The following is a 26154-nucleotide window of genomic DNA, read 5'->3' as shown; positions in this document are numbered from 1 at the left end:
GGGGCCATGGACTTCACGTTCACCGAAGAGCAGGAGGCCATCTCCAAGCTCGCCCGCGCCCTCTTCGAACGCCGGGCGGCACCCGGGCGCCTGGCCGAGTTGGAAGCCGGTGACGTCCGCTTCGACGACGGCCTGTGGAGGGAGCTGGCGGCCGCCGACCTGCTGGGCACCGCGCTGCCGGAGTCGGTCGGCGGTAACGGCGGCGGCTTCGTCGAGCTCGGGGTGCTGCTGGCCGAGGTGGGCTGGGCGGTGGCTCCGGTGCCCGCGTACGCGACGCTGGTGCTGGGCGCCGACCCGATCGCTCGGCACGGCAATTCCGAACAGCGGCAACGCTTCCTGCCGGGCGTCGTCGCCGGGCACCGCATCCTGACCGCGGGGCTGGCCGAGCCGGGCCGCTCCGACGCGGCGGCACCCGCCACCACCGCGCGGCGCGATGGCGGCGACTGGCGGCTCGACGGCGCCAAGGAGCTGGTTCCGGCCGCCCAGTTCGCCGACACGGTGCTGATCCCGGCGTCGATGGAGGACGGGCAGGTCGGGCTGTTCCTGGTGGCGGCCGACGGCCGCGGCGTCGAGATCCGGCCGGTGGAGACCACCAACCACGAACCGCACGCCGACGTATACCTCGACGGCGCAACGGTGTCCGACGCCGACCGGCTGGCCGGGGCGGACCTGATCGAGTCGCTGTACGCCCGCGCGCTGGTCGCCCTCTGCGCGGTCCAGCTGGGCGTCGCGGAGCGGGCCCTGCGGATCGCGGCCGAATACACCACGGGCCGGGAGCAATTCGGCCGGCCCATCGGCAGCTTCCAGGCCGTGCAGCAGCGGATGGCCGACGCGTTCATCGATGTCGAGGCGATCCGGTGGACCACGTGGCACGCGGCGTGGCTGATCGTGCACGGCCGGACCTTGAAAGAGACCCGCCGCGCCGCCCGCATCGCCAAGTTCTGGGCCGCGGAGGCCGGCGCCCGCGTCGCCGCCACCGCCCAGCACGTCCACGGCGGCATCGGGATCGACATCACCTATCCCCTGCACCGCTACTTCCTGTGGGCCAAGCACAACGAGCTGACGCTCGGCCCCGCCGCGGCGCAGCTGGCCCACTTGGGCGCAACGTTGGGCGCCACGTATTCGGAAGGACTCTCATGACGACCACCGCGAGCCGCACCACCACCCTGCGCTGGGCGGACATCTCCGTCGGCGACGAGGTGACTCCGCTCGAAGTCCCCATCACCACAACGATGATCGTCGCCGGGGCGATCGCCACCCGCGACTTCATGCCCGTGCACCACGACCGCGACTACGCGAACAAGCAGGGTTCGCCCAACCTGTTCATGAACATCCTCACCACCAACGGCTATTGCGTGCGGTTCCTCACCGACTGGGCCGGGCCCGAAGCGATGGTCAAGAACCTGTCGATCCGCCTCGGCGTGCCGTGCTTTCCCGACGACCCGCTGCGCTTCACCGGCAGCGTCACCGGAAAGACCGAGGGCAGCGGGGATGAGAACTTCGTCGAGGTGACGTTCAAGGGCTCCAACAGCTTGGGCGACCACGTCGCGGGTACGGCGGTCCTCAGCCTGCTCGACGGGGCGTGCGAAACGAGTCAAGCGTGAGCTCCTCGCTGCCCGGCAGCTGCGCCATCGTCGGCATCGGCCAGACCGAGTTCTCCAAGGAGTCGGGGCGCAGCGAGCTCCAATTGGCCTGTGAGGCAGTCAGTGCCGCGCTCGACGACGCCGGCCTGACACCCGGAGACGTCGACGGCATGGTCACCTTCACGATGGATTCCAGCGACGAGATCGAGATCGCCCGCAACGTGGGCATCGGCGACCTGAGCTTCTTTTCCCGCGTGCACCACGGCGGCGGGGCCGCCGCCGGCACCGTCGTGCACGCCGCCATGGCCGTCGTGACGGGCGTCGCCGACGTGGTGGTGTGCTGGCGTGCCTTCAACGAACGCTCCGGCATGCGGTTCGGCGGCAGCGGGCGCACCGACCTGGGGACCCCGCTGTTCATGGCGCACTACGCGCCGTTCGGACTGCTCACCCCCGCGGCGTGGGTCGCGATGCACGCCCAGCGCTACATGTCGACGTATGGCGTCACCAACGAAGACTTCGGCCGCATCGCGGTCGTGGACCGCGCGCACGCGGCCCGCAACCCCGATGCCTGGTTCTACCAGCGTCCGATCACGCTGGAAGATCACCAGAAATCGCGGTGGATCGTCGAACCGGTACTGCGGCTGCTGGATTGCTGCCAGGAGAGCGACGGCGGGGTCGCGCTCGTGGTCACCAGCGCCGAACGCGCGCGCGACCTCCGGCAGCCGCCGGCGATCATCACGGCGGCCGCCCAGGGCGCGGCCGCCGACGGCGAGATGATGACCAGCTACTACCGCGACGACATCACCGGGCTGCCCGAGATGGGCGTGGTCGCCAAGAGGCTGTGGCGCGACTCGGGCCTCAAGCCGCAGGACATCCAAACCGCCTTCATCTACGACCATTTCACGCCGTTCGTGTTAGCCCAGCTCGAGGAGCTCGGGTTCTGCGGACGCGGCGAGGCGAAGGACTTCGCCACCGTCGAGCGGCTCTCACTGGGTGGGGAGTTCCCGATCAACACCAACGGCGGGCTGCTCGGCGAGGCCTACATCCACGGCATGAACGGCATCACCGAGGGAGTGCGCCAGGTCCGCGGGACGTCCTACAACCAGGTCGACAACGTCGAGCACGTGCTCGTCACGTCGGGAACCGGCGTGCCCACCAGCGGGCTGATCCTGGCGCCCGCCAACTGAGGGGGATCATCATGCCGAAGCTCGCGCTGCTGACCGCCCACGGCGGTCCCATCGAGCTGGCCGAGTTTCCGTTGACCACACCGGCGCCCGGCACCGCGGCGCTGCGGCTGCGGATGGCCGGCATCTGCGGATCTGACCTGCACATCTTCCGCGGCGAACTGCCGTTGCCGTGCCCGTTCGCCATGGGCCACGAAATGGTGGGCGAGATCGCCGAACTGGGCGACGGCCTGACCACCGATGCGACCGGGAAGCCGCTGGCGGTTGGGGATCGCGTGGTCACGCCGTATTTCTGGTTCTGCGGCCAGTGCCACGCCTGCGCGCGGGGCCGCTCCCACGCGTGCCAGAACCTGATGGCCGGCGAATACCGGACGCACGATCAGGCGCCGCACTTCGTCGCCGCCTACGGCGAGTACTACTACACCAGCCGGCGACAGCCGCTGTACAGGGTGCCCGAGGGCCTGCCGGACGAAGCCGTCGCCCCGCTGAACTGCGCGCTGGCACAGGTGCTGTTCGCGCTGCGCGAGGTGCGCCTCGGCGACACGGTGGTCATCCAGGGTGCGGGCGGGCTGGGCATCAACGCCGCGGCCGTGGCCCGCACCGCCGGTGCCGCGGAGGTCATCGTCATCGACAAGATCCCCGAACGGCTCGACGTCGCCGCCGATTTCGGTGCCACACATTGCATCGACGCGAGCGCCCTGTCGGCCGCGGAGGTCGCCCAACAGGTCCGCGCGCGCACCGGCGGCGTCGGCGCCGACTGGGTGCTCGAGGTCGTCGGCGTGCCGGGCGTCATTCCCGAGGGGATCGGCTTCCTGAACAACGGGGGAACGCTCCTCGAGGTCGGCAACGTCGGCATGGGACGAACCTTCGAGCTGGATCCGAGCGTGCTGGTCTACGGCAACAAGTCGGTGCGCGGCGTCATGTTCTACGAACCCGTCACGCTGGCGATCGGCCTGAACTTCCTGCAGCACACCAGGTTCCCGTTCGACCGGTTGATGCCCGAACCGTTCCACCTGACCGACGTCAACGCCGCTTTTGCGTCGGCCGACGCCGGGTTGGTTCCGCGGGGTGCGTTGGTGCCGTGATGACCCAAGCGGCCGCCCAGGCCATCGACACCCGCGAGTTGATCGTGGAATCCGCATACGCCTGCTTCCGCAAGCAGGGGTTGCAGAAGGCGACGATCGTCGACATCGCCAGGACGGCCGGGGTGTCGCGCAGCACCATCTACGAGTACTTCGGCGACAAGGGCGCCATCATCGAAGCCTGCGCCGAACACGCTTCCGAGCGGTTCTACCGCGAGATGTCCAAAGCCATGGCGCGCGGCGCTTCCCTTGAGGAAAAGCTCAGCGAGGCAGCCGTTTTCGTAACCCAGGCCCGGCGATCCATCGCATCCGAGAAGTATTTCGACGAGGACGCCATCAGCCTGCTGCTGACCAAGGACGCCGCCGTGCTGCTGCGCGAGTGCGTCGACTTCGTCGCGCCCTACCTGTCGGCCGCCAGGCTCACCGGGGAGGTGCGCAAGGACCTCGACGTCCAGACCGCCGGCGAATGGTTCGCGCGCATCCTGTTCTCGCTCTTCAGCACGCCGTCCTCGACGCTGGACATGGACGATCCCGAGGCGGTGGCCGAGTTCGTGCGCGCCTACGCGGTGCGCGGGTTCGCCGGCGAACGCGCACGGCCCAGACGCGCCCCCTGAGTCGCTCGAATCGGCCGATCGCGGCCGGTGCGACGGTTAGCATCCAGGGTGTGCGACGCATGCTGGCGCTCACCGCGATCGTGGTGGCCACGACGTCGATGCTGCTGGGGTGCGGCCGGTCCGACCAGAAGCGCGCGGCGTCGCAGGCGGTCGTCATCGTCTCCGGCGGGGATGCGACGAGCCCGTTCACCACACCCGACCAGGCGTGCTCGACCGGGCTGGCGGCGGGCAACACCGACACCGCGATCCGCGAATACCTGCTCAAGCAGGGCTACAAGGTGTTCACGTCACCGGCGATGGCCGGCCGGGGGCAGGTGGTGGACCAGACCGGCTTCGGCCCGTTCGGGGTCTGCCCAATCACGCTGCCGGAGAACATGACCGTGAACTCCACCGGGAGCATCGACACCGCCGGCGAACACCTGGCGCGGTTTTTGACCTACCTGCACACCGACAAGGGCATAAACGAGGTCGACCTGGTCGGCCACTCGATGGGCGGCCTGTACTCGCGGGCGGCGATCCGGGTACTGACCACCACGAACTCGGCGGTGCACGTCCGCTCGCTGACCACGATCGGCACGCCGTGGCAGGGCTCGTACCTGTCGGATTACGCCAACGACGTCCTCCCGCTGACCGACTGCGCGGGCGACCAGTTCTGCGAGAACGCGATGAAGGGTTTCAAGACCGAAGTGCTGCGGCTGGTGTCGGGTTCCGGCCGCGAGGTGAATCAGGCTTACCTGATGGGCAAGGACGGCTGGAACCAGTTCCAGGCCGGGGTGTTGGACAAGATCCCCGTGGTGCTGATCGGGGGCAAGAAGTTCACCAAGGCCGGGCAGGTCAACCCCATGGTGTGGCCCAACGACGGCATCGTGGCGTTGCGTAGCGCGCTGGCGGTCGACCTGCCCGATTCCGTGCTGCCGCACCGGCGCTGCTACGCGTTCGACGACACGCACAGCATTTTCGTCTCCAACCAGGCCGGGCTGGACTGGAAGACGGCGCTGACGTGGGACCCGCAGGTCTTCGAGTCGCTGCACTCCGCCCTCGAGGGCGCGCCGAAGGCGCTTGACACCGCGAACCGTGAGGGCTGCCCCGGATGACTCGGGTAGCCGATGTAACAGTTGAGGATCCAGCGCGAAACCCGTGACGCCGAGATCGGGAATCTCGTCGACGACCGCGCTGCCGGCCTAGTTGGAGGGCGGTGGTTGCGGCTGGAAGGGGTCGTACCACCACCAGTCGGCGCGTTCGCCGGTGGGTCCGGGGCACGGCGCGACGGCGGGTGGGGCCAGGGTGGGTGGGCGCGCGAGTGATGCTGCGCTGAGCGGGCGGCCGGAGCTGTCGGTGACGGTCAGGTCGGCGGCGGGTCCGGTGAGGGTGATCAGGCCGCGGTGGTGCAGCCGGTGGTGATAGGGGCAGACCAGTACCAGGTTGGCCAATTCGGTGGGGCCGCCGTCTTCCCAGTGCCGGAGGTGATGCGCGTGCAGCCCACGGGTGGCGCCACAGCCGGGCACCGCGCACATGCGGTGGCGATGCTCCAGCGCCCGGCGCAGCCGCCGGCTGATCGTGCGCGTCGTTCGGCCGGCGCCGATGACCTCGCCGGCACGTTCGAACCACACCTCGCAGGTGGCATCACAGGTCAGGTAGCGGCGGTCATCCTCGGTGAGCAGCGGACCCAGATGCAGCGCGGCGGCGGGCTGCTCGACGTCGAGATGCACCACCACCGTGGTGTGCTGCCCGTGCGGCCGGCGGGCCGCCTCGGCATCCCACCCGGCTTCGACCAGGCGCATGAACGCCTCGAGCGTGCCCGGCAGTGGCGGTGCGATCTCCGCTGGGATGTCGCCGTTGCCGCGGTCGTGTTTCCACTCGGCGATCAGCGCATCACGATGAGAGGCCAAGGCGGCGTCGAACTTCGCCGCGTCCACGTGCGGCAGCCTGATGCGCCAGCAGGTGAACTCCTCATCGGCGGTCTTGGTGATCGCCGGCTGCGATCGCGGCCGAGTCTGAGGTTCGGGTCGCGGTTCCAGCTTGACCGCGGTACGCAGCTGGTTGACCGTAGCGACCCGCGCCAACTCGGCGTAATGCTCATCAGACCCCTCACCCGCTTGCGCGGCGATGACCCCGACCTGATCCAGCGACAGCCGACCCTCCCGCAGGCCCTGGGCACACCGCGGAAACTCCTGCAGCCGGTGTGCCACGGTGCTAATCGTGTGGGCATTCGCCGACGACAAGCCCAGCTTCCAGGCCACCAACGCCGCCACCGACCGCGCACCCGTGACACCGCACAGCTCGTCGCGATCCAACTCAGCGACGATCTCCACGATCCGCCCATCAATCGCATTACGCTGACCCGCCAACTCCGCCAACTCCTCAAACAACCCATCCAGGCGCTCGGCAGGGGTAACTGCAGCCGGAGGCGAGGCGGTCAAAGACATAACCACATCATCGCAGCGGCCACCGACAAGTTTCGGCTGTCTCCGGGGCGACGGTCGTCAGCCACCAAGCCAGGCAGCCTGATTGGCCACCAGACGCCCCACCGTCGCTATGGCTCAACGCCCGCGCCTCGAGTGTGCGCCAGGGCTTTGACTGTGGGACAGGGCGGTGATCGTCGGCGTGTCGCCGCCCTGACGGCACACGCAAGCCGTGAGCTCCCACTCAGTGCCCGCGCTGCGCCAGCGCCCGCAGGAAGAACGTCAGGTTCGCGGGCCGCTCGGCCAGGCGGCGCATGAAGTAGCCGTACCACTGGGTGCCGAACGGCACGTAAACGCGGACCCGGTTGCCGGAGTCGGCGAGCCGTCGCTGCTCCCCATCGCGGATGCCGTACAGCATCTGATACTCGAAATCCGTTGTATCCCGACCCACTTCGCGGGCCAGCGCGGGCACCTCCTCGATGATCGCCGAGTCGTGGGAAGCCACCATGGGGTAGCCCGAACCGGCCATCAACACCCGCAGGCAACGCAGGTAGGAATCGGTCACCGCGGCGGGGTCGCGATAGGCTACCGCCGCCGGTTCGTCGTAGGCCCCCTTGCACAACCGGATTCGCGCCCCGGCGTCGGCGAATTCCCGGCAATCGCCCAACGTGCGCCGCAGGTAGGCCTGCAACGCCACGCCCAGCCAAGAGAAGTCGTTCCGCAGATCGCGCACGATCGCCAGCGTGGAGTCCGTCGTCGTGTGGTCCTCGGCGTCCACCGTCACCCACACGCCGGCGCGCTGCGCCGCTTCGCAGATCGCGAAGGCGTTCTCCCGGGCGATCTTCTCGCCGTCGCGACCCAGCGCCTGCCCCAGGGCCGACAGCTTCAGCGACACCTCGAGCGGCCGGTCGGCCGCGTCATCGCCGAACCTGGCCAGCCGGTCGATCAGGTCCCGATACACCGCCACCGCCGAGTTGGCGGCGCCGGCGTCGGTCACGTCTTCACCGAGGTAGTCGAGGCTGACGCACCGGCCCGAACCGCGAAGCGCCGCAACGCTGCCCAGCGCGCTGTCGATGGTCTCGCCGGGAACGAAGCGGTGCACCACCCGACGGGCGATGGGCAGCCCTTCGGCGGCCCGGCGCAATCCCGGTCGCCGGCTGGCGGCCATGATCGCCGGGCGCAGCGTGCTGGCGAACACGCCGGTCATCACTCGGCCGCCATGTGCGGGTAGGTATGGTGGGTCGCCGGGACGAACGTCTCCTTGATGGTGCGGGCCGACGTCCAGCGCAACAGGTTCAGCACCGAGCCCGCCTTGTCGTTGGTGCCCGAGCCACGCGAACCACCGAACGGCTGGCGCCCGACGACCGCGCCCGTGGGTTTGTCGTTGACGTAGAAGTTCCCGGCGGCGAAGCGCAGGCGCTCCTGCGCGGCCAGCACCGCCCCGCGATCATCGGCGATGACCGCGCCCGTCAGCGCGTACCGCGAGCCACCGTCGATCACGCCGAGGATGCGTTGGTAGTCGTCGTCGGGGTACACGTGCACCGAAAGCAGCGGACCGAAATACTCGGTGGCGAACGACTCGTCGGCCGGGTCGTCGGACAGCAGCACCGTGGGACGTACGAAATAGCCGACGCTGTCGTCGTATTCGCCGCCCACCGCGATGGTGACGTGGGCGGCGCTCTTCGCCCGCTCGATCGCCTCGACGTTCTTGGCGAACGCCCGCTCGTCGATCAGCGCCCCGCCGTAGTTGGTCAGGTCGGTGACGTCGCCGTAGCGCAGCGCGGCGGTCTGGCCCAGGAAGTCGTCGCCGATGCGCCGCCACACCGAGTGCGGGATGAACGCCCGCGACGCCGCCGAGCATTTCTGGCCCTGGTAGTCGAACGCACCGCGAATCAGCGCGGTGCGCAGCACATCCGGCCGCGCCGAACGGTGCGCCACCACGAAGTCCTTGCCGCCGGTCTCGCCGACCAGCCGCGGATAGCTGTGGTAGCGACCGATATTGGCGCCCACCTGCTGCCACAGGCGCTGGAAGGTGCCGGTGGACCCGGTGAAGTGGATGCCGGCCAGCCGCGGGTCGGCCAGCGCAACGTCGGACACCGCGAACCCGTCGCCGGTGACGAGGTTGATGACGCCGGGCGGCAGCCCCGCGGCCTCCAGCAGCCGCATGGTCAGGTAGGCCGACAGGGTCTGCGTGATCGACGGCTTCCACACGACGGTGTTGCCCATCAGCGCCGGCGCGGTCGGCAGGTTGGCCGCTATGGAGGTGAAGTTGAACGGCGTGATGGCGTAGACGAATCCGTCGAGCGGACGATAGTCACTGCGATTCCATTCGCCGGGCCCGCTGATCGGCTGCTGCGCCAGGATCTGGCGCGCGAACTCCACGTTGAAGCGCCAGAAGTCGACCTGCTCGCAGGGCGAGTCGATCTCGGCCTGGTAGACGGATTTCGATTGGCCCAGCATGGTCGCGGCGGCGATCTTCTCCCGCCAGGGCCCGGCCAGCAGGTCCGCGGCCCGCAGGAACACCGTCGCACGCTCGTCGAAAGGCATTGCCGCCCAGGCGGGTTTCGCTGCCATGGCGGCGTCGATCGCCGCCGCCGCGTCGGCGTGCACGGCGTTGGTCAGGGTGCCCAGCGTGGCGGCGTGCCGGTGCGGTTGGACGACCTCGATGCGATCACCGTCGCCCATCCGGTGTCTGCCGCCGATGACGTGCGGGAGGTCGATCGGGTGGTCGGCCAGCGCGGCCAGCTCGGCACGCAGCCGGTCGCGTTCCGGGGATTGCGGCGCGTAGTCGTGGACCGGCTCGTTGGCCGGCAGCGGCACCTGGGTTATCGCGTCCATGCCGCCAGGATCCTCGCCACGGCGCCCCACGGAATTAGCCGATCGGACAGCATGGGCGCCCTTTGATAGTACGATCGGACAATGGCTGGTGTGGGGCTGGGTCAGCTGTTGTTGGCGCTGGACGCGACGCTGGTCAGCCTGGTCGAAGCGCCGCGGGGCCTGGATCTTCCGGTGACTTCCGCCGCGCTGATCGACGGCGACGACGTGCGGCTCGGACTCGCGGCGGCCGTGGGGTCGTCCGACGCGTTCTTCCTGCTGGGGGTCGCCGACGACGAGGCGCTGCGCTGGGTGAGCAAGCAGGCCCGCGAGCGGGTGCCGGTGGCGCTCTTCGCCAAGGAACCCTCGAACGCCTTGGTGAATGCGGCGGTGGGGGCCGGCTCGGCGGTGGTCGCCGTCGAGCCGCGGGCCCGCTGGGAACGGCTCTACCAGTTGGTCAGTCACGTGCTCGAGCATCACGGCGACCGCGCCGACGAGACCGAGGACTCGGGCACCGACCTGTTCGGCTTGGCGCAGTCGCTGGCCGACCGCATCCACGGCATGGTCAGCATCGAGAATGCCCAGTCGCACGTGTTGGCGTATTCGGCCTCCAACGACGAAGCCGACGAGCTGCGCCGCCTGTCCATCCTGGGCCGGGCGGGGCCGCCCGCGCATCTCGAATGGATCGGCCAGTGGGGCATTTTCGATGCGCTGCGGGCCGGCGATCAGGTGGTGCGCGTGGCCGAACGTCCCGAGTTGGGCCTGCGGCCGCGCCTGGCCGTCGGGATCCACCAGCCCGCGTTGGACGCGCGGCGACCGCCGACGTTCGCCGGCACCATCTGGGTGCAGCAGGGCTCGCAGCCGTTGGCCGATGACGCCGAGCAGATGCTGCGCGGTGCGGCGGTGCTCGCCGCGCGGATCATGGCGCGGTTGGCGGCGCGGCCGTCCACGCACGCGCGGCGGGTGCAGCAGCTGCTGGGCCTGATCGACGGCGAACCCGACCCGGTCGCCGTCGCGCGCGAACTCGGCGTCACCCCCGACGGCGACGCGGCGCTGATCGGCTGGGACACCGCCGACGCCGCGGCCGACGGCACGCCCCGCCAGGCGCGGTTGGCCGACGTGATGGCGTTGAGCGCCAGCGCCTTTCGGAGCGATGCCCAGGTGGCCTCGCGCGGATCGCGGATCTATGTGCTGCTGCCCCAGACGCAGACCCGTTCGGTCAACTCGTGGGTGCGCGGCACCGTCGCGGCGATGCGCGCCGAGCTCGGGGTGCAGTTGCGGGCCGCGGTCGCCGCTCCCGTCACCGGCCTGGCCGGGATCGCCGCGGCGCGCGCCGAACTGGACCGCGTGCTGGACAGCGCTGCGCGCCATCCGGTTTCGATGCCACAGGTGACGTCGCTGGCCGAGGCGCGCACCACCGTCCTGCTCGACGAGATCCTGGCCCTGGTCGGCCGCGAAGACCGGCTGGTCGATCCGCGCATCGCCGAGCTGCGCGCCCGGGAACCGGTGCTGGCCGAGACCCTGCGGGTGTATCTGGACGACTTCGGCGACGTCGCGGCCGCCGCGCGGTCGCTGCACGTGCATCCCAACACCGTCCGCTACCGCGTGCGCCGCATCGAGAGGTTGTTGTCGACGTCGTTGGCCGATCCCGAGGTGCGGCTGCTGTTTTCGGTGGGCTTGCGACTGCCGGGTGGGCCCCGGGGCGAGGCGGTAACCTAACGCGCATGCAGAACGCGTCCGTGGTCGCCCTGCTGCGTGAACGCGCCGGGCTGCAGCCCGACGACGTGGCGTTCCGCTACACCGACTACGAGCAGGATTGGGCGGGCGTCACCGAGGCGTTGACGTGGGCGCAGCTGTACCGGCGGACGCTGAACGTCGCGCACGCGGTCAGGCGGCATGGGGCCGTGGGCGACCGCGCCGTGATCCTCGCTCCCCAAGGGCTGGCCTACATCGTGGCGTTCCTGGGCGCGATGCAGGCCGGGCTGATCGCGGTCCCGCTGTCGGTACCCGCGGCCGGCTCGCACGACGAACGGGTGAGCGCCGTCCTGGCCGACACCACACCCACCGTCGTCCTCACCACGTCCGCGGCCGCCGGAGCCGTCTCCGACCACCTCCGGCAACCGGGCTCGACGGCCACGCCGGCCGTCGTCGAGGTCGACGCGCTCGATTTGGACGATGCGGGCGCTCCGAGCATCCGGGTGAGCGGCGCCCCAGGCACGGCGTACCTGCAGTACACCTCCGGCTCCACTCGGCTGCCCGCCGGGGTGGTGATCTCGCACCGCAACCTTCAGGTGAACTTCCAGCAGCTGATGGCCGACTATTTCGTCGAGGCCAACGGCGTCCCGCCGCGCGACACGACCGTGGTGTCGTGGCTGCCCTTCTATCACGACATGGGTTTCGTGCTCGGCGTGATCGCGCCGATCCTGGGTGGCTACCGCGGTGACCTGACGAGCCCGGTGGCCTTCCTGCAGCGCCCGGCGCGGTGGATCCACGCGATGGCCAACGGCGCACCGGTGATGTCGGCGGCGCCCAACTTCGCCTTCGAGCTGGCCACCCGCAAGACGTCGGATGCCGACCTGGACGGCGTCGACCTGGGCAACGTGCTGGGCATCATCAGCGGCGCCGAGCGCATCCATCCCGCCACGCTGGACCGATTCTGTAAACGGTTCGCCCCGTACAACTTCCGCGATCACATGATGCGCCCCTCCTACGGCCTCGCGGAGGCGACCGTCTACGTCGCCAGCCGCACCCGGGGCGGCGCCCCGGAGGTCGTTCACTTCGAATCCGAGCGGTTGTCGGAGGGGGCGGCGCAACGGTGTTCGGCGCAAACCGGCTCACCGCTACTCAGCTATGGCACGCCGAGGTCGCCGGCGGTGCGGATCGTCGACCCGGACACCGGCAGGGAACGCCCGCCGGGGGCGGTCGGCGAAATCTGGGTGCACGGCGAGAACGTGGCCGGCGGCTATTGGCGGAAGCCGGAGGAAACCGAGCGCACCTTCGGCGGCACCGTGACCGACCCGTCACCGGGCACGCCCGCGGGACCGTGGCTGCGCACCGGTGATCTCGGCTTCGTCTCCGAGGGCGAGATGTTCATCGTGGGCCGGATGAAGGATCTACTGATCGTGTACGGGCGCAACCACTATCCCGAGGACATCGAGTCGACGGTCCAACAGATCACCGGGGGCCGGGTCGCGGCGATCTCCGTCGCGGTGGACGAGTCCGAAAAGCTGGTGACCATCATCGAATGGAAGAAGCGCGGCGATTCCGCCGAGGACGCGTTGCGCCGGCTCGACACCGTCAAAAACGATGTCACCGCGGCGATTTCGAGCTCGCACGGCCTCAATGTCGCCGATCTCGTGCTGGTGCCCCCGGGTTCCATCCCCACCACGACGAGCGGCAAGATCCGGCGCGCCGCCTGCGTCGAGCAGTACCGCCGCCAGCAGTTCACCCGGTTGGACGCCTGAGCGGACGCGCCCCGCTAGGGTTGCGATTCGGCAAGGAAGCTGTCCATCACGTCAGGGCCCGTGGAGTGCAGCGCGATGGACAACTGCAACAGCCTGTCCTTGACCTTCTTGGGTAGCAACTCGATGGACTTGGTGGTGGCGGAGTCGTATTTTGCCCCCGGAAAGCGTTGCAGGACAACGTCTTTCTGCTCTTCGGTGGTGTGGATCTCCAGAAGCTTCATGCCTGCGAACGCTTCCTTCGCCGAGTCGGCCATTCCGGCCTTCGCCAGCGCCTCGAGCCGCTCCTCGTTGATCCACACGTTGACCTTGATCTTGTTCTCCTCGCCGCTCACGAGTCGGCCCCCTTCAACTGGTTCAGGGTGAACACGGGCAGCCGGTCCCTCAGGTACTCCTCGGTGACGAACGGCGAGCCCTGGCCGTACTCGGCGGCGGCCTGAAGCACCACCTCGAACACCTCGTGCCGCATGACCTGCTGCGTCGGCTTCACCTCGTCGGTGAGGATGCTTCGGATCAGGCTTCCGCTGAAGCTCTGCGCCTTGGCGTCGTGGCCGCACAGCGCCGAGTTGGTCACTTCGCGGCATTCAGGGCAGTACCAATTCTCCCGCAGGAACACCGGTTTGATGTCCAGCTCCGAGCGGTGGTCCTGAAGGAGGTTCTGCGAGTCGTAGGGATGGTAGAAGTCGCCGACGCCGGCGTGGTCGCGCCCGAACATGTGGTGCGTGCAGCCGAGGTTGGTCCGCAGGATGGCGTGGAAGATCGCCTCCCTCGGTCCGGCGTAGCGCATGTCCCACAACGTGAAGGTCACCTTGTGGACGTCTTCCCGGAAGTAGCCGCTGGTCCTCAGCGCGTCCTGGGTCAACAGGATCGCCTCGTCGATGTAGTCGCCCACCCGCTTCTGCCCGATGATGGCGTTGACGAGCACTCCGGTGTTCAATTCGTCGACGGGCTGGTCCTCATTGGCGGCCAGCCACGCCTGCTTCATCAGCGCCTCGTGGCCGGTGTGTGGGACGTTGCGGGTCTGATGGGCCACGACGTGGTTCCAATTCTTCTCCGCGAGCGCGTCGTGGTGCTGCTTGGGCGTGAGCCAAAAGCTCTTGAAGGGCTCGTTGAACACCGGCTCGTTGATGAGCGTGATGTCTCCGGCCACGAACCGGTTCTCGTACGCCAGCGTCTTCTTCACGCCCGGGTGCCGTGGGTCCGTTGTGCCGTAAGTCTTCTCGGCCAGGCGCTGCAGGTCGTACTCGTAGATCTCGGTGACGTCGAGGATGGCGAGGGGGACGTCGAGGTATTCCAGCACCACGCCGGAGCCCTCGTCGACGCCCAGCCTCTCGATGTCGTCCGCCGACAGGTCGAAGACGATCGGGATGCTCCACAGCGTGCCGTCGGGCAGCGCCAACTTGTCCAGCGTGGTATCGACCTCTTGCCGCCCCATGAACCCGGTGAGCGGCGTGAAGAACCCGTAGGACAGGCTGATGACCTCGTGCGCGGTCGCCTTCGATATGGGCACTCGCGCCAGGCCCTGGATCCGGCCGGCCGCGTTTTCGGTGGATACCCGCTCCACGATCGGCTTGCCGTTGTGACCCGTGTAGCTCATCTGATGCCCCTCGTTTCGCCGCCCAACACTTTCTTCGAACAGTCCGGCGCCTGTTCCGATTCCTAGACCCGCTAGACCTCGAGGGCACCGTCGCGGCTGCGCGCGAGGGCCGGGACGACGCCGACCTTCTCGAGGTGGGCAATCACCTCCTCGGCCAGTGTGTCCGCGTCCTTCTGACCGCCCGCGAGTCGCAGTTCCGGTTGCACCGGGGCCTCGTAGGGATCGTCGATCCCGGTGAATCCCTTGATCTCCCCCGCCCGGGCCTTCTTGTACAGCCCCTTGGGGTCGCGCCTTTCGCAGATCTCGAGCGGGGTATCGATGAAGATCTCCTGGAAGTCGCCTTCGACGAGCGTTTCCCGCACCGCGTCGCGATCGCGCCGGTAGGGACTGATGAAAGCCGTCAAAGCGATGACACCGGCCTCACAGAACAGCTTCGAGACGGCCCCGATGCGGCGAATGTTCTCTTCGCGATCTTCCGCGGAGAAGCCCAGCCCGAACCTCTTGGCGAACTCGACCCCATGCCGTGGTTCGAGGGTGTCCGGTCCGGCGTTGAGCCCATAACGGACGTTGTCCCCGTCGAGGAGATAGCTTCGGACACCCCGCTCGTAGAGCTTCTGCTCGACGGTGTTGGCCACCGTGCTCTTACCGCTGCCGCTGAGACCGGTGAACCACAGGACGCAACCCCGATGCCCGTTGAGTTTCTCGCGGCTGCTGCGACTGATGTGGTGTTCATGCCAGGTGATGTTGTTCGACATGCTCAGCTCCACGCTCTCGGGAAACTCTCCTGACGACCCTCACCGGGTCGCCCGCCGGTCAAACCGGGCTGTCGCCGGTCTTCTACCTAAGATGGCCAATTTACAGGAGATTTCCACTGCACCGCCACCGCGCCGCCGTCCCGGTCGGCCTCCACGACCTGCCGGTGGCCGTCGCCTCAGGTGCCGGCCTGCCTTGCCCATCGGGGCCGGTTGTAACCACGATGAGTTGAATGCCGCCGTCGTGACCGTTGGGCTCACGCGCTTCCTCCGCAGAGGCCGGCCGCTTGGGTCAGGGCGCCGACGACGCGGTCTCGGCAGCGGCCAACTCGTCGCACAAGTGCTCGGCCAAGTCACGCACCGTCGTGATCTTGGTGGGGCTGACGCGCACACCCGTTTCGGTTTCGATCCGGGTTCGCAGCTCCAGGTTGCCGAGCGAGTCCAGGCCGTAATCGGACAGCGGGCGGTCGGGATCGATCGTGCGCCGCAGCAACAGGCTGATCTGGCCGGAGACCAGTCGGCGGAGGGCGGAGGGCCACTCCTCGCGGGGCAGCGCCTTGAGTTCGGCCAGGAATTTGCCCGTGTCCGGTCTGCCCTGGGCCACCGATCCGAACTCCTCGGCGAAGCGGCTGCGCTGCGCGAACGACGTCAGCCACGGCGTCCCCATGATAGGCGCGTAGCCCGAGTAGGGCCGGTCGTAGCGCAGCAGGGTTTCGAACGCGCGGTAGCCCTCGTCCGGCGTGATCGCGATGCCGGCGTCTTCCGCCAGGGCCGTGGCGCGCCCGACCTCGGACCACGCGCCCCACGCGATGGTGGTGCCCGGCAGGCCCTGGGCGCGGCGCCAGTGCGCGAACGCGTCCAGCCAGCTGTTGGCCGCCGCATAGGCGCCCTGCCCCGGGGAGCCGACCAGGGCGGCGGCCGAGGAGAACGCGCAGAACCAGTCCAGTGGCTCGCGGGCTTGCCCTTCCTGCAAGGCCAGCTGCAGATGCCGGGCACCGTAAACCTTCGGCGCCCAGCACCGGTCGATCAGTTCGTCGGTGACGTTGGTCAACGTCGCGTCCTCCACGACCGCGGCCGCGTGCAGCACCCCGCGTACCGGCAGCCCGGTCGCACCCGCGGACGTGACCAGGCGTTCGGCCGTGCCCGGCTCGGCGATGTCGCCGCACTCCACCACGATGTCGGCCCCGCCGGCGCGCAGCCGCTCGATGGCTTGGCGCGCGCGCTCGTCGGGTGCCGAGCGCGAATTGAGCACGATGCGCCCGGCGCCGCCGGCGGCCATCTCGGCGGCCAGGAACAGGCCCAGGCCGCCCAGGCCGCCGGTGACGATGTAGGCGCCGTCGGTGCGGAACGGCCGCACCTGCTCCGGGGGGACCGCCGCCACGGTGCGCCCCGCGCGCGGCACGTCGAGCACCACCTTGCCCGTATGTCCGGCGGCGGCGACCAGGCGGACCGCGGTGGCCGCATCGTGGATCGGGTAGTGCGTCGTCCGCGGCGGCGGCAGCTCGCCGTCGGCCGTGCGTTGGTACACGGTGGTCAGCAGGCGACGGACCGTCTCGGGGTGGCTGAACGTCAGCAGTGCCAGATCGACCGCGAACAACGACAGGTTCCGGCGGAACGGGAACAGCCCCAGGCGGGTGTCGCCGTAGATGTCGCGCTTGCCCAGCTCGACGAACCGCCCGCCGAGGGCCAGCAGCTCGATGCCCGCGCGCTGCGCGGCGCCCGGCAGCGAGTTGAGCACCACGTCGACGCCGTACCCGCCGGTGTCGCGGCGGATCTCGTCGGCGAACGCCGTGCTGCGCGAATCGTAGACATGCTCAATCCCCATGTCGTGCAGCAGTTGCCGGCGCTGCGGGCTGCCCGCCGTCGCGAACACCTCGCAACCCGCGGCCCTGGCGATCGCGATGGCGGCCTGCCCGACTCCCCCGGTGCCGGAGTGGATCAGCACCTTGTCGGTAGGCGCGATGCGGGCCAGGTCGTGCAGGCCGTACCACGCGGTTGCCGCCGCGGTCGGCACCGCCGCCGCGTCGTCCAGCTGCATGCCGTCCGGCAGCGTGACCGCGTGCCGGGCGTCGGCGAGGACGAAGGTGCCCCAGCATCCGTTCCGGGACAGCCCGCCGACCCGGTCGCCGACCTTGTGCTCGGTGACGCCCGGGCCGACGGCGGTCACCACACCGGCGAAGTCCCCACCCAGCTGCTGCCGGTAGCCCTCGAAGGTGGGATAGCGGCCGAAGGCCACCAGCACGTCGGCGAAGTTGATGGTGGACGCGGCCACCGCGACCTCGATCTCCCCGGGCCCCGGCGGCACGCGGTCGACCGCGGTGAACTCCAGCGATTCGAGGTCGCCCGGGATGCGGATCTGCAGGCGCATGCCGTCGCGCCCGTGATCGACGACCGTGCTGCGCCGTTCGGCCGGGCGCAGCGGCCCGGGCCGCAGCCGCGCGGTGTACCACTCGCCGTCGCGCCACGCGGTCTCGTCCTCTTCTGATCCGCTCTTGCACTGCAGCGCAACGTGTTTGGGTTCGGTCGCCGCGTCGATGTCGATCTGGGTGACGCTCAGGTGCGGATGCTCGGAATCGATCACCCGCAGCAGTCCGCGCAGCCCGGCCTGCTCGAGGTTTGCCACGTCGCCGGCGGCCACGGTCGCGGCGTTGCGGGTCAGCACGAAAAGCCGGGGCGCCTCGCCGGGCAGCTCGGAGAGCTCACGGGCGACGGCCGCCAGGTGCGAAACGTAGTCGCGGCCGCGACGGCTCTCGTCGGTGCGGCCGGCACCCGGCGCGGTCACCACGACGACACCGGTGAGGCCCTTCAGCGGCGCGTGCCCATTCGAGGGCAGCTCGCCTGCCCCGGACAGCAGCGCGCGCAACCGAGCGGGTTCCACCGAGCCGAGCGGCAAAGACACCGTGGTGCATTGGGCGCCATCGCAATTCAACGCCTCGCCCAGTCGGGCCGTCACCGGGTCCGCCACGTCGCAGGCGCTGAGCAGCAGCCACGAACCCGGCTCGCCGCCGGGCGGGTCCGGGAGTTGCGAGGCCTCCCATTCGATGGTCAGCAACCGCTCGTTGAGCAGCCGGTGTGACCGCTCCTCTTCGGAGACCCCTCCGGCCAGCCGCAGTCCCTCGATCCTGCACAGCACGGTTCCGGCCGGGTCCAGCACGTCGAGGTCGGCCTCGCACTCGCCGGGGCGCGACGACGTCACCCGGGCGAGGCAGTATTGCGCATTGCGCGTCGAGGCATAGCTGCGCAACCTGCGCACACCGACCGGCAACAGCAGGCCGCCCGCGCCCGCCTCCTGCACCCGGGGATGCACGACGACCGACTGGAAGCACGCGTCCAGCAGGGCGGGGTGAACGGCGTAGCCCGACTGCTGCGAACGGATCGCACCGGGAAGGGCCACCTCGGCGAGCACCGTGCCGGCGTCCGGGTCGCCCACGAGCGCCGCGGCCAGACCCGAGAAGGCCGTGCCGTATTGAATCCCGATGGCGTCGAAGGCCTTTCGCAATTCGGCGCCGTCCATGCCGGACGGGTGACCGGCGATCAGGGTGGCCATGTCATGGGCGCCCGGCTGCCCGTCCGCTTCCTCGAGGGCATGCAGGACCGCGCCCGCCCGGCGCACGCGTTCGCCCTCGTCGTGGGTGTCCACCGTGAACTCGAGGACCGCGGGCGCGACCACCGTCGCCGCCGAGAATGCCCGCGTCCGGTCGTCCAGCAACAGCGTCTGCTCGAACGTGACGTCGCGCACCTCGGAGCGTTCGCCGAAAACCGCGCGCGCGGCGGCCAGCGCCATCTCGCAGTAGGCGGCGCCGGGCAGCGCGGCCACGTGGTGGATTCGGTGGTCGCCGAGCCAGGGGTGCGCCTCGGTGCCGAGGTCCCCCTGCCAGACGTGGCGCTCGGGTTCCTCGGGCAGGTGCACGTGCGCGCCCAGCAGCGGATGGACGGCCTGGACGGCGGCGCCCTGCGCCTGCTCGGTGGCCTCGCGGCTGAGCATCAGCCTGCGATGCGTCCAGGTCGGCAGCGGGGCGTCCACCAGACGCCCGGTGGGGTACTGCACGGAGAAATCCACCGCGGCGCCGGCGCTGTGCACGTCGGCGACGAAGCCGCGCAACCCGGCCGGCAGCTCCTGCTCGCGGCGCATGGCGGCGAGCGCCGCGATGGGCATGTCCAGGCCGCCGGCGTTCTGCTCGACGGCGTGGGTGAGCAGCGGATGCGGCGCCAGTTCCCCGAAGACCCGGTAGCCGTCCTTCAGGGCGGCCTGCACGGCCGCCGCGAATCGCACTGTGTAGCGCAGGTTTTCGGCCCAATAGTCGCCGGTGAACGACGGCCGTTCGCGCGGGTTCCACAGCGTCGCCGAGTAGTAGGGAACCTGCGGTTCGACGGGCTCGAGCCCGTCGAGCGCCTCGAGGAGCTCGTCGAGGATCGGTTCCACCTGCGGCGAGTGCGAGGCCACGTCCACCGCCACCTCGCGCGCCATGATGTCCTGCTCCTGCCAAGTCGCGACCAGGTCGCGGATTTCCCGCGCGTCGCCGCCGACGACAGTCGACGTCGGCGAGGCGACCACGGACAGCACGACGTCGGAGATCCCGCGAATGGACAGTTCCGACAACACCTGCTGGCCGGGCAGTTCCACCGACGCCATGGCGCCGCTACCCGCGATCCGCGCCATCAGTTTCGAGCGGCGGCAGATGACGCGGACCCCGTCGTGCAGCGTCAGCCCGCCGGCGACCACCGCGGCCGCCGATTCACCCAGGGAATGCCCGATGACGGCGCCGGGGCGCACGCCGTAGGACGTCATCGTCTCGGCCAGCGCGACCTGCATCGCGAAGATCGTCGGCTGTACCCGGTCGATGCCGGTCACCACCTCGGGCGCCGACATGGCCGCGGTGACCGAGAACCCCGATTCCGCGGCGATCAGCGGTTCCAGCTCGGCGATGGTCGCGGCGAAGACCGGCTCCCTGGCCAGCAGTTCGGCACCCATCGCCGGCCACTGCGACCCCTGCCCGGAGAACACCCACACCGGCCCGAGGTCGTCCTGCCCGACGGCGTGTTCGTAGGGGATGTCACTGCCGGCGACATCGCGCAGGGCCGCGCTCAGCTCGCCGAAGCTGCCGGCCGAGACCACCGTCCGCACCGGCCGGTGCGCGCGGCGGCGCGCCAGGGTGTAGCCCAGATCCCGCAGGCCGGCGCTCCCGGCCGCGCCGGCGTGCTCGTCCACCCAGTCCGCGATCCGGGCGGCCGTGACCCGCAGTTGCTCCGCGGACGTGGCCGACACCGGGAACAGCAGCGGGCCGTCGTCGTTCGGCGCGGTGCCGCGTTCCGGCGCCTGCGCCGGTGCTTCTTCCAGGACGGCGTGCACGTTGGTGCCCGACATGCCGTAGGACGACACCGCGGCGCGGCGCGGGTGCCGGCCGTCGGTGGGCCAGGGCGCGTCGGCCTGCGGCACGAACAGTTCGGTCTTGACCTGCGCCATCTCGTCGGGCAGGCGGGTGAAGTGCAGGTTGCGCGGGACGATGCCGTGCTGCAGCGCGAGGATCGCCTTCATCAGGCCCAACGGCCCGGAGGTCGACTGCAGATGCCCGAAGTTCGTCTTCACCGAACCCAGCGCGCAGGGCCCCTCGGTGCCGTACACGGCGGCCAGGCTCGAGTATTCGATCGGATCCCCGACCGGGGTCCCGGTCCCGTGCGCCTCGACGAAGCCGACGGTCGCCGCGTCGATCCCGGCGGTATCCAAGGCCTTCCGGTAGACGGCCACCTGGGCGGTTTCCGAGGGCGCCGCGATGTTCACGGTGCGGCCGTCCTGGTTGGCGGCGGTGCCGCGCACCACCGCCAGGATGCGATCGCCGTCGCGTTGCGCGTCGTCGAGCCGCTTGAGCAGCAGCATGGCGCAGCCCTCGCCGGACACGAATCCGTCCGCGTCGGCGTCGAAGGCGTGGCAGCGGCCGGTCGGCGACAGCATGCCCTGCAGGGAGCCGGAGACGGATTTGCGTGGTTCCAGCGTCACGACGACGCCACCGGCCAGAGCGAAGTCGCTCTCACCGCCGTTCAGGCTGCCGCACGCCTGGTGGACGGCCATCAGGCCCGACGAGCACGCGGTGTCCACGGTGACCGCCGGGCCGTGCAGACCCAGCGTGTAGGCGACGCGGCCCGACGCGAAGGCGTTGCTGGTGCCGGTGAATCCGTACGGCCCCTCGGCGGCACCGCAGTCGGCGGACAACAGCTCGTAGTCGCCGTGCGTCAGCCCGACGAAGACCCCGGTCTGCGAGTGCGACAGCCGCGCGGGGTCGAGCCCCGCGTGCTCGATGGCGTCCCAGGACGTCTCCAGCAGTAGGCGGTGTTGCGGGTCGATCGCGGTGGCTTCCCGCTCGGTCATACCGAAGAAATCGCAGTCGAAGCCACCGACGTCATCCAGGAAGGCGCCCCACCGGGTTACCGAGCGGCCGGGCACCCCGGGTTCGGGGTCGTAGTACAGGTCGGCGTCCCACCGGTCGGCGGGGATCTCGCCCACGAAATCGGCGCCGCGCAACAATGCGTCCCACAGCCGTTGTGGAGAATCGATCCCACCGGGAAGCCGGCAGGCCATGCCGATGACAGCAATGGGTGCGGCGGTTGCGGCACGCAATGTGCAGTCCCCTGTTCTCCCCCAACGGCGTTGCGCAGTCGTGCGGCTGCCAGCTTACCGACCCGAATTTCATCGACGCCCGGCTCACCGCCCCGATTGCCGTTTCCGGCCGCATCGGGTGCGCGGCCCGGCCCTTTCACCCGGAACCCCGGGCGCGACCTGCACGCGGCGAAACCCCCTGCTTTCCAGAGCAATTCGCGAGGTAGGGGAAAGATCTCTGCGGTACGGCGCTCGTCAGCGCGGGCATTTGCCCGCGGTGCGGCTAATCCGTTGCTTCGCGCAGCATTACGTTTAGCTGCCCTCTTCGGATTCGCCGGAGCCGACGGCCTTCGCGGGGTCCTCGATCACGCAATACACCGGATCCACCATCGAGATGGGGCGGTTGCCGGTCTGGCGGGCCTTCCCGGTGAGGCGCAATAGCTGGCCGGGCTGAATGTCGGCGCCCCCATGGCCGGGGCGGAAGGTGACCGTCATTTCCCCGCTGTTGTCCCCGACGACGACCTGGCGGAGGGTCCGGCCGCGGTCGGTGACGTCTTCGACCTGGTTGACCCGGCCTTCGACGGTGGCGCGCTGCCCCGAGATCAGCCCGGCCACCAGGATCACCGACGCCGGCCGCTCGGGATGCTCGTAGGAGTCGACCTTCTCGTCCTCCCCCTTGGACACCCAGGCTTCGAGCTTGTCGATCTCCTGCGCGAGCCGCTGCTCGAAGGTGTCCGGGTAGGCCTCCTTGATGCGCGATTCGACGTCGTAGGGCACGATCGTCGCCGCCGCGTCCGGGACCAGGCTCACGGCGCGGGCGATCTTGTCGGCGGTGCGGTCATGCAGTAGCCGGCCCAGCAGCCGCGCGAACGTTCGACGCGGCAGCAGCACGGTCACGTTGGTGTGCGGTTGTTCGTCGCGCGCCTTGGCAACCAGCAGTTGCGCGGCGCGGCTGATGCGCCGGTCCGGGCAGTCCACCACCCGCAGCGGCGTGTCGAGCCCGAAGTGATCCCAGCGCTTCCGCAGCTGGGCGGCGTGGGCCGGGTCGACCATGAAGTGCACCGCGGTCAGCTCGTCGGCCCGTAATCCCCTGCCGTACCGCAGCGCTTCGATCACCGCCAGGTCGACGGAGTCGACGAGGACGAACACCCGGTGCCGCGCGTACTTCACCAACTCCGGGCGGTCGGTGCGGAACATCTCGAGAATGGCCGCCTCGGCGCGGTATTCGCGGTTGAGCCGCATCAGCATGAACACCAGCAGCGGGAAGACGACGACCACCAGCCACGCGCCCTCGGTGAATTTCGCCACCGCGAAGATGCCCACCACGATCGTCGACAGGACCGCTGCGGACAGGTTGATCGCCAGGCGGCGTCGCCATCCCGGTTCGCGGTGCGTCAGATGGTGTTTGGTCATTCCGTAGCCGGCCATCGAGAAACCGGTGAACACACCGATCGCATAGAAGGGCACCAGCGCGTTGACCGAGCCGCCGGTCACCACCAGCAACACCACCGACAGCGCCGTCAGGGTGATGATGCCGTTCGAGAAGACCAGCCGGTGACCGCGTTTGGTGAGTTGGCGCGGCAGGAAGCGGTCCTCGGCAACGAAACTGGCCAGCGCCGGGAAGCCGTTGAAGCTGGTGTTCGCGCCGGTGAACAGGATCGCGGCCGTCGAAGCCTGCACCAGAATGTAGAAGACGTCGCCGAGGATGCCGTTGCCGAAGACGGCGCGGCCGATCTGCGACAGCACCGACGGGTACTCGGTGAGGTACGGCGTGGCGTGCGTGACGTGGGCGAGGTAGGCGACGCCGGCCAGCAGCAGGCCGAGAATGGTGGCCATGGCGGTCAGGACGAGTCGCGCGTTGCGGCCCTGGGGCTTTCGGAAGTAGTCGACCGTGTTGGAGATGGCCTCCACACCCGTCAGCGACGAACCCCCGTTGGCGAACGCGCGCAGCAACACCAGGATCGTGGCGCCCAGCACCAACCCGTTGCCCTGGTGGACCGGCACGGTTCCGGCCATGTGGGCGGGATCGTAGACCGGCAGGTTCCCGGTGGCCGCGCGAATCACGCCGACCACGATCGTCAGGCCGACCATCGCGATGAAGGAGTAGGTCGCCACCGCGAACGGCAGGCCCGCCTCCTTCAACCCGCGCAGGTTCGCGTAACAGATGACAAGCACCACAGCCACGGTCAATTCGAGGCTGTAGGGGCCCAGCGCGGGGACCGCCGACACCACCGCAACCGTCCCGGCCGCCGACTGGACCGCGACGGTGACCACGTAGTCGATCAACAGCGCCGCGGCGGCGATCTGCGCCACCCGGGGTCCGAAGTTGTCGCGCGCGACGATGTAGGAGCCGCCCGCCCGGGTGTAGGCCATCACCACCTGCCGGTACGAGGCGGCCACCAGCACCAGGATGAGCAGGATGACACCGGTGATGGGGAGCAGCAAGAGGAAGGCGGCCAACCCGGCGTGCGGCAGCAGTTCGATCAGGATCTGCTCCGGACCGTAGGCGACTGAGGAGACCGCGTCCGGCGAAAGGGCGCCCAGGGCAACCGGATTCGACAACTTCTCGGAAGCGATGTCCTCGGTGATCAGCGGCTTGCCCAGGAACACGCGCTTGACGATGTCCCCGACCGAAAGGGGGATGCGGAGCTTGCCGGCCGAAGTCGTCACCACCACCGTCCTTAACCTGAGCGGACGAAACACCTCCGCTGCATTGTGCACGTTCGCCGCCGCCGCGGCGGCATCCGGTCGGCCTCGGCTAGGCGAGCCGCCGCACGGCGGCGGCTATCCGCTCGTCGGTGGCGGTCAACGCGACGCGCACGTGCTGCGCGCCGCGCGGACCGTAGAAATGCCCGGGAGCCACCAGGATGCCGCGGTCGGCCAGCCACGCGACGCTGTCCGCGCACGGCTCGCCACGGGTGGCCCACAGATAGAGGCCCGCTTCGGAATGGTCGACGGTGAATCCGGCCGAGCGCAGCGCCGGCAGCAGGGCCGCCCGCCGCCGCTCGTACCGTTCCCGCTGCGCCCGCTCGTGGGCGTCGTCGTCCAGCGCGGCGACCATCGCCGCCTGCACCGGTGTGGGCACCATCATCCCGGCGTGCTTGCGCACCGCCAGCAGCTCGGCCACCAGCTCGTGGTCGCCCGTCACGAATCCGGCCCGGTAGCCGGCCAGCGACGAGCTCTTCGACAGCGAGTGGATCGCGAGCAGCGCGCTATGGTCGCCGTCGCAGACCGAGGGATGCAGGATCGACAGCGGTTCGGCCTCCCAGCCCAGGCCCAGGTAGCACTCGTCGGAGGCCACCACGCTGCCCCGCTCGCGCGCCCAGCCGACCACTTTGCGCAGGTGGTCGACGCCCAGCACGCGTCCGGTCGGGTTGCTCGGGGAGTTCAGGTAGACCAGCGCCGGCGATCGCGGACCCACCTGTGTCAACGAATCCGCGCGCAGCACCGGCGCGCCGGCCAGCCGGGCCCCGACGTCATAGGTGGGGTACGCCAGCTCGGGCACCACGATCAGGTCGGCGGGCCCCAGCCCCAGCAGGGTCGGCAGCCAGGCGATGAGCTCCTTGCTGCCGATCACCGGCAGCACGGCGGCCTCGCTCAGCCCGGTGATGCCGAAGCGGCGGGCCAGCGCTGCGACCGCCGCTTCGCGCAGCCGCGGAGTGCCGGCGGTGGCCGGATACCCGGACGCGGACCCGGCGGCGGCGAGCGCGTCGGAGATCACCGGCGCGACCGGGTCGACCGGGGTGCCGACCGACAGGTCGACGATCCCGTCGGGATGGGCACCGGCCCGCGCCTTCGCGTCGGCCAGGGTGTCCCAGGGGAACTCGGGCAGGGTCGCCGAGACCCGCCCGTGGGGGGCGCGCGGCCTCACCGCGGGCTCATGCAGCCCCGGCCCGCTCAGTCGCCCTCACCCTGCGGCGGCAGGTCCTTGACTGCCTGCGGGTCGTTCTCGGTCATGCCGACCTTGGCCGCACCGCCCGGCGAGCCCAGCTCGGTGAAGAAGTCGGCGTTGATCTGCGTGTACTGGCTCCACTGCTCGGGCACGTCGTCTTCGTAGTAGATCGCTTCGACGG

The 26154-nt window shown here is 69.8% G+C and carries 17 protein-coding genes and 1 pseudogene; 8 read left to right on the top strand and 10 right to left on the bottom strand.

Annotated features, from left to right (window positions below):
• Positions 1–6: 6 nt before the first annotated feature.
• From A9X04_RS05695 to A9X04_RS05670, 6 genes are read left to right on the top strand one after another with little or no spacing between them, the layout of a single operon-like run.
• Positions 7–1140, top strand: a complete 1134-nt coding sequence (locus A9X04_RS05695; RefSeq protein WP_067918553.1) for an acyl-CoA dehydrogenase family protein — start codon at positions 7–9, stop codon at positions 1138–1140.
• A complete protein-coding gene (locus A9X04_RS05690; protein WP_067918551.1) occupies positions 1137–1604 on the top strand; it encodes a MaoC family dehydratase in 468 nt (155 codons plus the stop codon). Before A9X04_RS05695 ends, A9X04_RS05690 begins: the two co-directional genes overlap by 4 nt.
• The gene (locus tag A9X04_RS05685; protein ID WP_067918549.1) at positions 1601–2770 is read left to right on the top strand and encodes a lipid-transfer protein; all 1170 of its coding nucleotides are present in this window, start codon (positions 1601–1603) and stop codon (positions 2768–2770) included. The genes A9X04_RS05690 and A9X04_RS05685 overlap by 4 nt, the downstream gene beginning before the upstream one ends.
• Before the next feature lie 11 nt (positions 2771–2781).
• A complete protein-coding gene (locus tag A9X04_RS05680) occupies positions 2782–3852 on the top strand; it encodes a zinc-binding dehydrogenase (protein ID WP_067918547.1) in 1071 nt (356 codons plus the stop codon).
• Positions 3852–4463, top strand: coding sequence for a TetR/AcrR family transcriptional regulator (locus A9X04_RS05675; protein ID WP_067918545.1), 612 nt, complete (start codon positions 3852–3854; stop codon positions 4461–4463). The genes A9X04_RS05680 and A9X04_RS05675 overlap by 1 nt, the downstream gene beginning before the upstream one ends.
• 59 nt (positions 4464–4522) lie before the next feature.
• A complete protein-coding gene (locus A9X04_RS05670) occupies positions 4523–5557 on the top strand; it encodes an alpha/beta hydrolase (RefSeq protein ID WP_102419834.1) in 1035 nt (344 codons plus the stop codon).
• Between the two features lie 87 nt (positions 5558–5644).
• Here A9X04_RS05670 and A9X04_RS05665 read toward each other — a convergent pair whose 3' ends face one another.
• The 3 genes from A9X04_RS05665 to pruA all read right to left on the bottom strand — a co-directional run bounded on the left by A9X04_RS05665 (position 5645) and on the right by pruA (position 9703).
• Positions 5645–6889, bottom strand: coding sequence for an HNH endonuclease signature motif containing protein (locus A9X04_RS05665; RefSeq protein ID WP_067918543.1), 1245 nt, complete (start codon positions 6887–6889; stop codon positions 5645–5647).
• A 220-nt stretch (positions 6890–7109) separates the two neighbouring features.
• Positions 7110–8072, bottom strand: coding sequence for a proline dehydrogenase family protein (locus tag A9X04_RS05660; RefSeq protein WP_067918541.1), 963 nt, complete (start codon positions 8070–8072; stop codon positions 7110–7112).
• Positions 8072–9703 (bottom strand): L-glutamate gamma-semialdehyde dehydrogenase, encoded by a 1632-nt coding sequence (pruA, locus tag A9X04_RS05655; RefSeq protein WP_067918539.1) that lies wholly within the window; start codon positions 9701–9703, stop codon positions 8072–8074. Before pruA ends, A9X04_RS05660 begins: the two co-directional genes overlap by 1 nt.
• Positions 9704–9784: 81 nt before the next feature.
• On the opposite strand from pruA, the gene A9X04_RS05650 reads away from it, so the two are divergent.
• Positions 9785–11398: a CdaR family transcriptional regulator gene (locus tag A9X04_RS05650; protein WP_067918538.1), complete on the top strand. Its 1614-nt coding sequence runs from the start codon at positions 9785–9787 to the stop codon at positions 11396–11398.
• Positions 11399–11403: 5 nt separating this feature from the next.
• The gene (gene fadD21, locus A9X04_RS05645; protein WP_067918537.1) at positions 11404–13143 is read left to right on the top strand and encodes a fatty-acid--AMP ligase FAAL21/FadD21; all 1740 of its coding nucleotides are present in this window, start codon (positions 11404–11406) and stop codon (positions 13141–13143) included.
• A 14-nt stretch (positions 13144–13157) separates the two neighbouring features.
• Here fadD21 and A9X04_RS05640 read toward each other — a convergent pair whose 3' ends face one another.
• From A9X04_RS05640 to A9X04_RS05610, 7 genes and pseudogenes are all read right to left on the bottom strand, one after another.
• Positions 13158–13475, bottom strand: coding sequence for a hypothetical protein (locus A9X04_RS05640; protein WP_067918536.1), 318 nt, complete (start codon positions 13473–13475; stop codon positions 13158–13160).
• Positions 13472–14737: a sulfate adenylyltransferase gene (gene sat, locus A9X04_RS05635; protein ID WP_067918535.1), complete on the bottom strand. Its 1266-nt coding sequence runs from the start codon at positions 14735–14737 to the stop codon at positions 13472–13474. The genes A9X04_RS05640 and sat overlap by 4 nt, the downstream gene beginning before the upstream one ends.
• Positions 14738–14808: 71 nt before the next feature.
• Positions 14809–15492: an adenylyl-sulfate kinase gene (cysC, locus tag A9X04_RS05630; RefSeq protein WP_067918575.1), complete on the bottom strand. Its 684-nt coding sequence runs from the start codon at positions 15490–15492 to the stop codon at positions 14809–14811.
• A gap of 289 nt (positions 15493–15781) precedes the next feature.
• Positions 15782–22102, bottom strand: a complete 6321-nt coding sequence (gene pks2, locus A9X04_RS05625; protein ID WP_067918534.1) for a type I polyketide synthase — start codon at positions 22100–22102, stop codon at positions 15782–15784.
• Between the two features lie 291 nt (positions 22103–22393).
• On the bottom strand, positions 22394–24751 hold the full coding sequence (locus A9X04_RS05620) for an APC family permease (RefSeq protein WP_067918573.1): 2358 nt from the start codon (positions 24749–24751) through the stop codon (positions 22394–22396).
• An 88-nt stretch (positions 24752–24839) separates the two neighbouring features.
• Positions 24840–25952 carry a succinyldiaminopimelate transaminase gene (dapC, locus tag A9X04_RS05615; protein WP_067918532.1) on the bottom strand — a complete coding sequence of 371 codons (1113 nt, stop codon included), beginning with the start codon at positions 25950–25952 and terminating at the stop codon, positions 24840–24842.
• A gap of 26 nt (positions 25953–25978) precedes the next feature.
• Positions 25979–26154 (bottom strand): annotated as a pseudogene (locus tag A9X04_RS05610) (ferredoxin); the annotation flags it as partial.

It is taken from the genome of Mycobacterium sp. E3247 (assembly GCF_001667785.1).
Taxonomy (GTDB): Bacteria; Actinomycetota; Actinomycetes; order Mycobacteriales; family Mycobacteriaceae; genus Mycobacterium.
The sequence above is the reverse complement of the archived record's forward strand: the minus strand, read 5'-3'. Positions and strand labels throughout refer to the sequence as shown.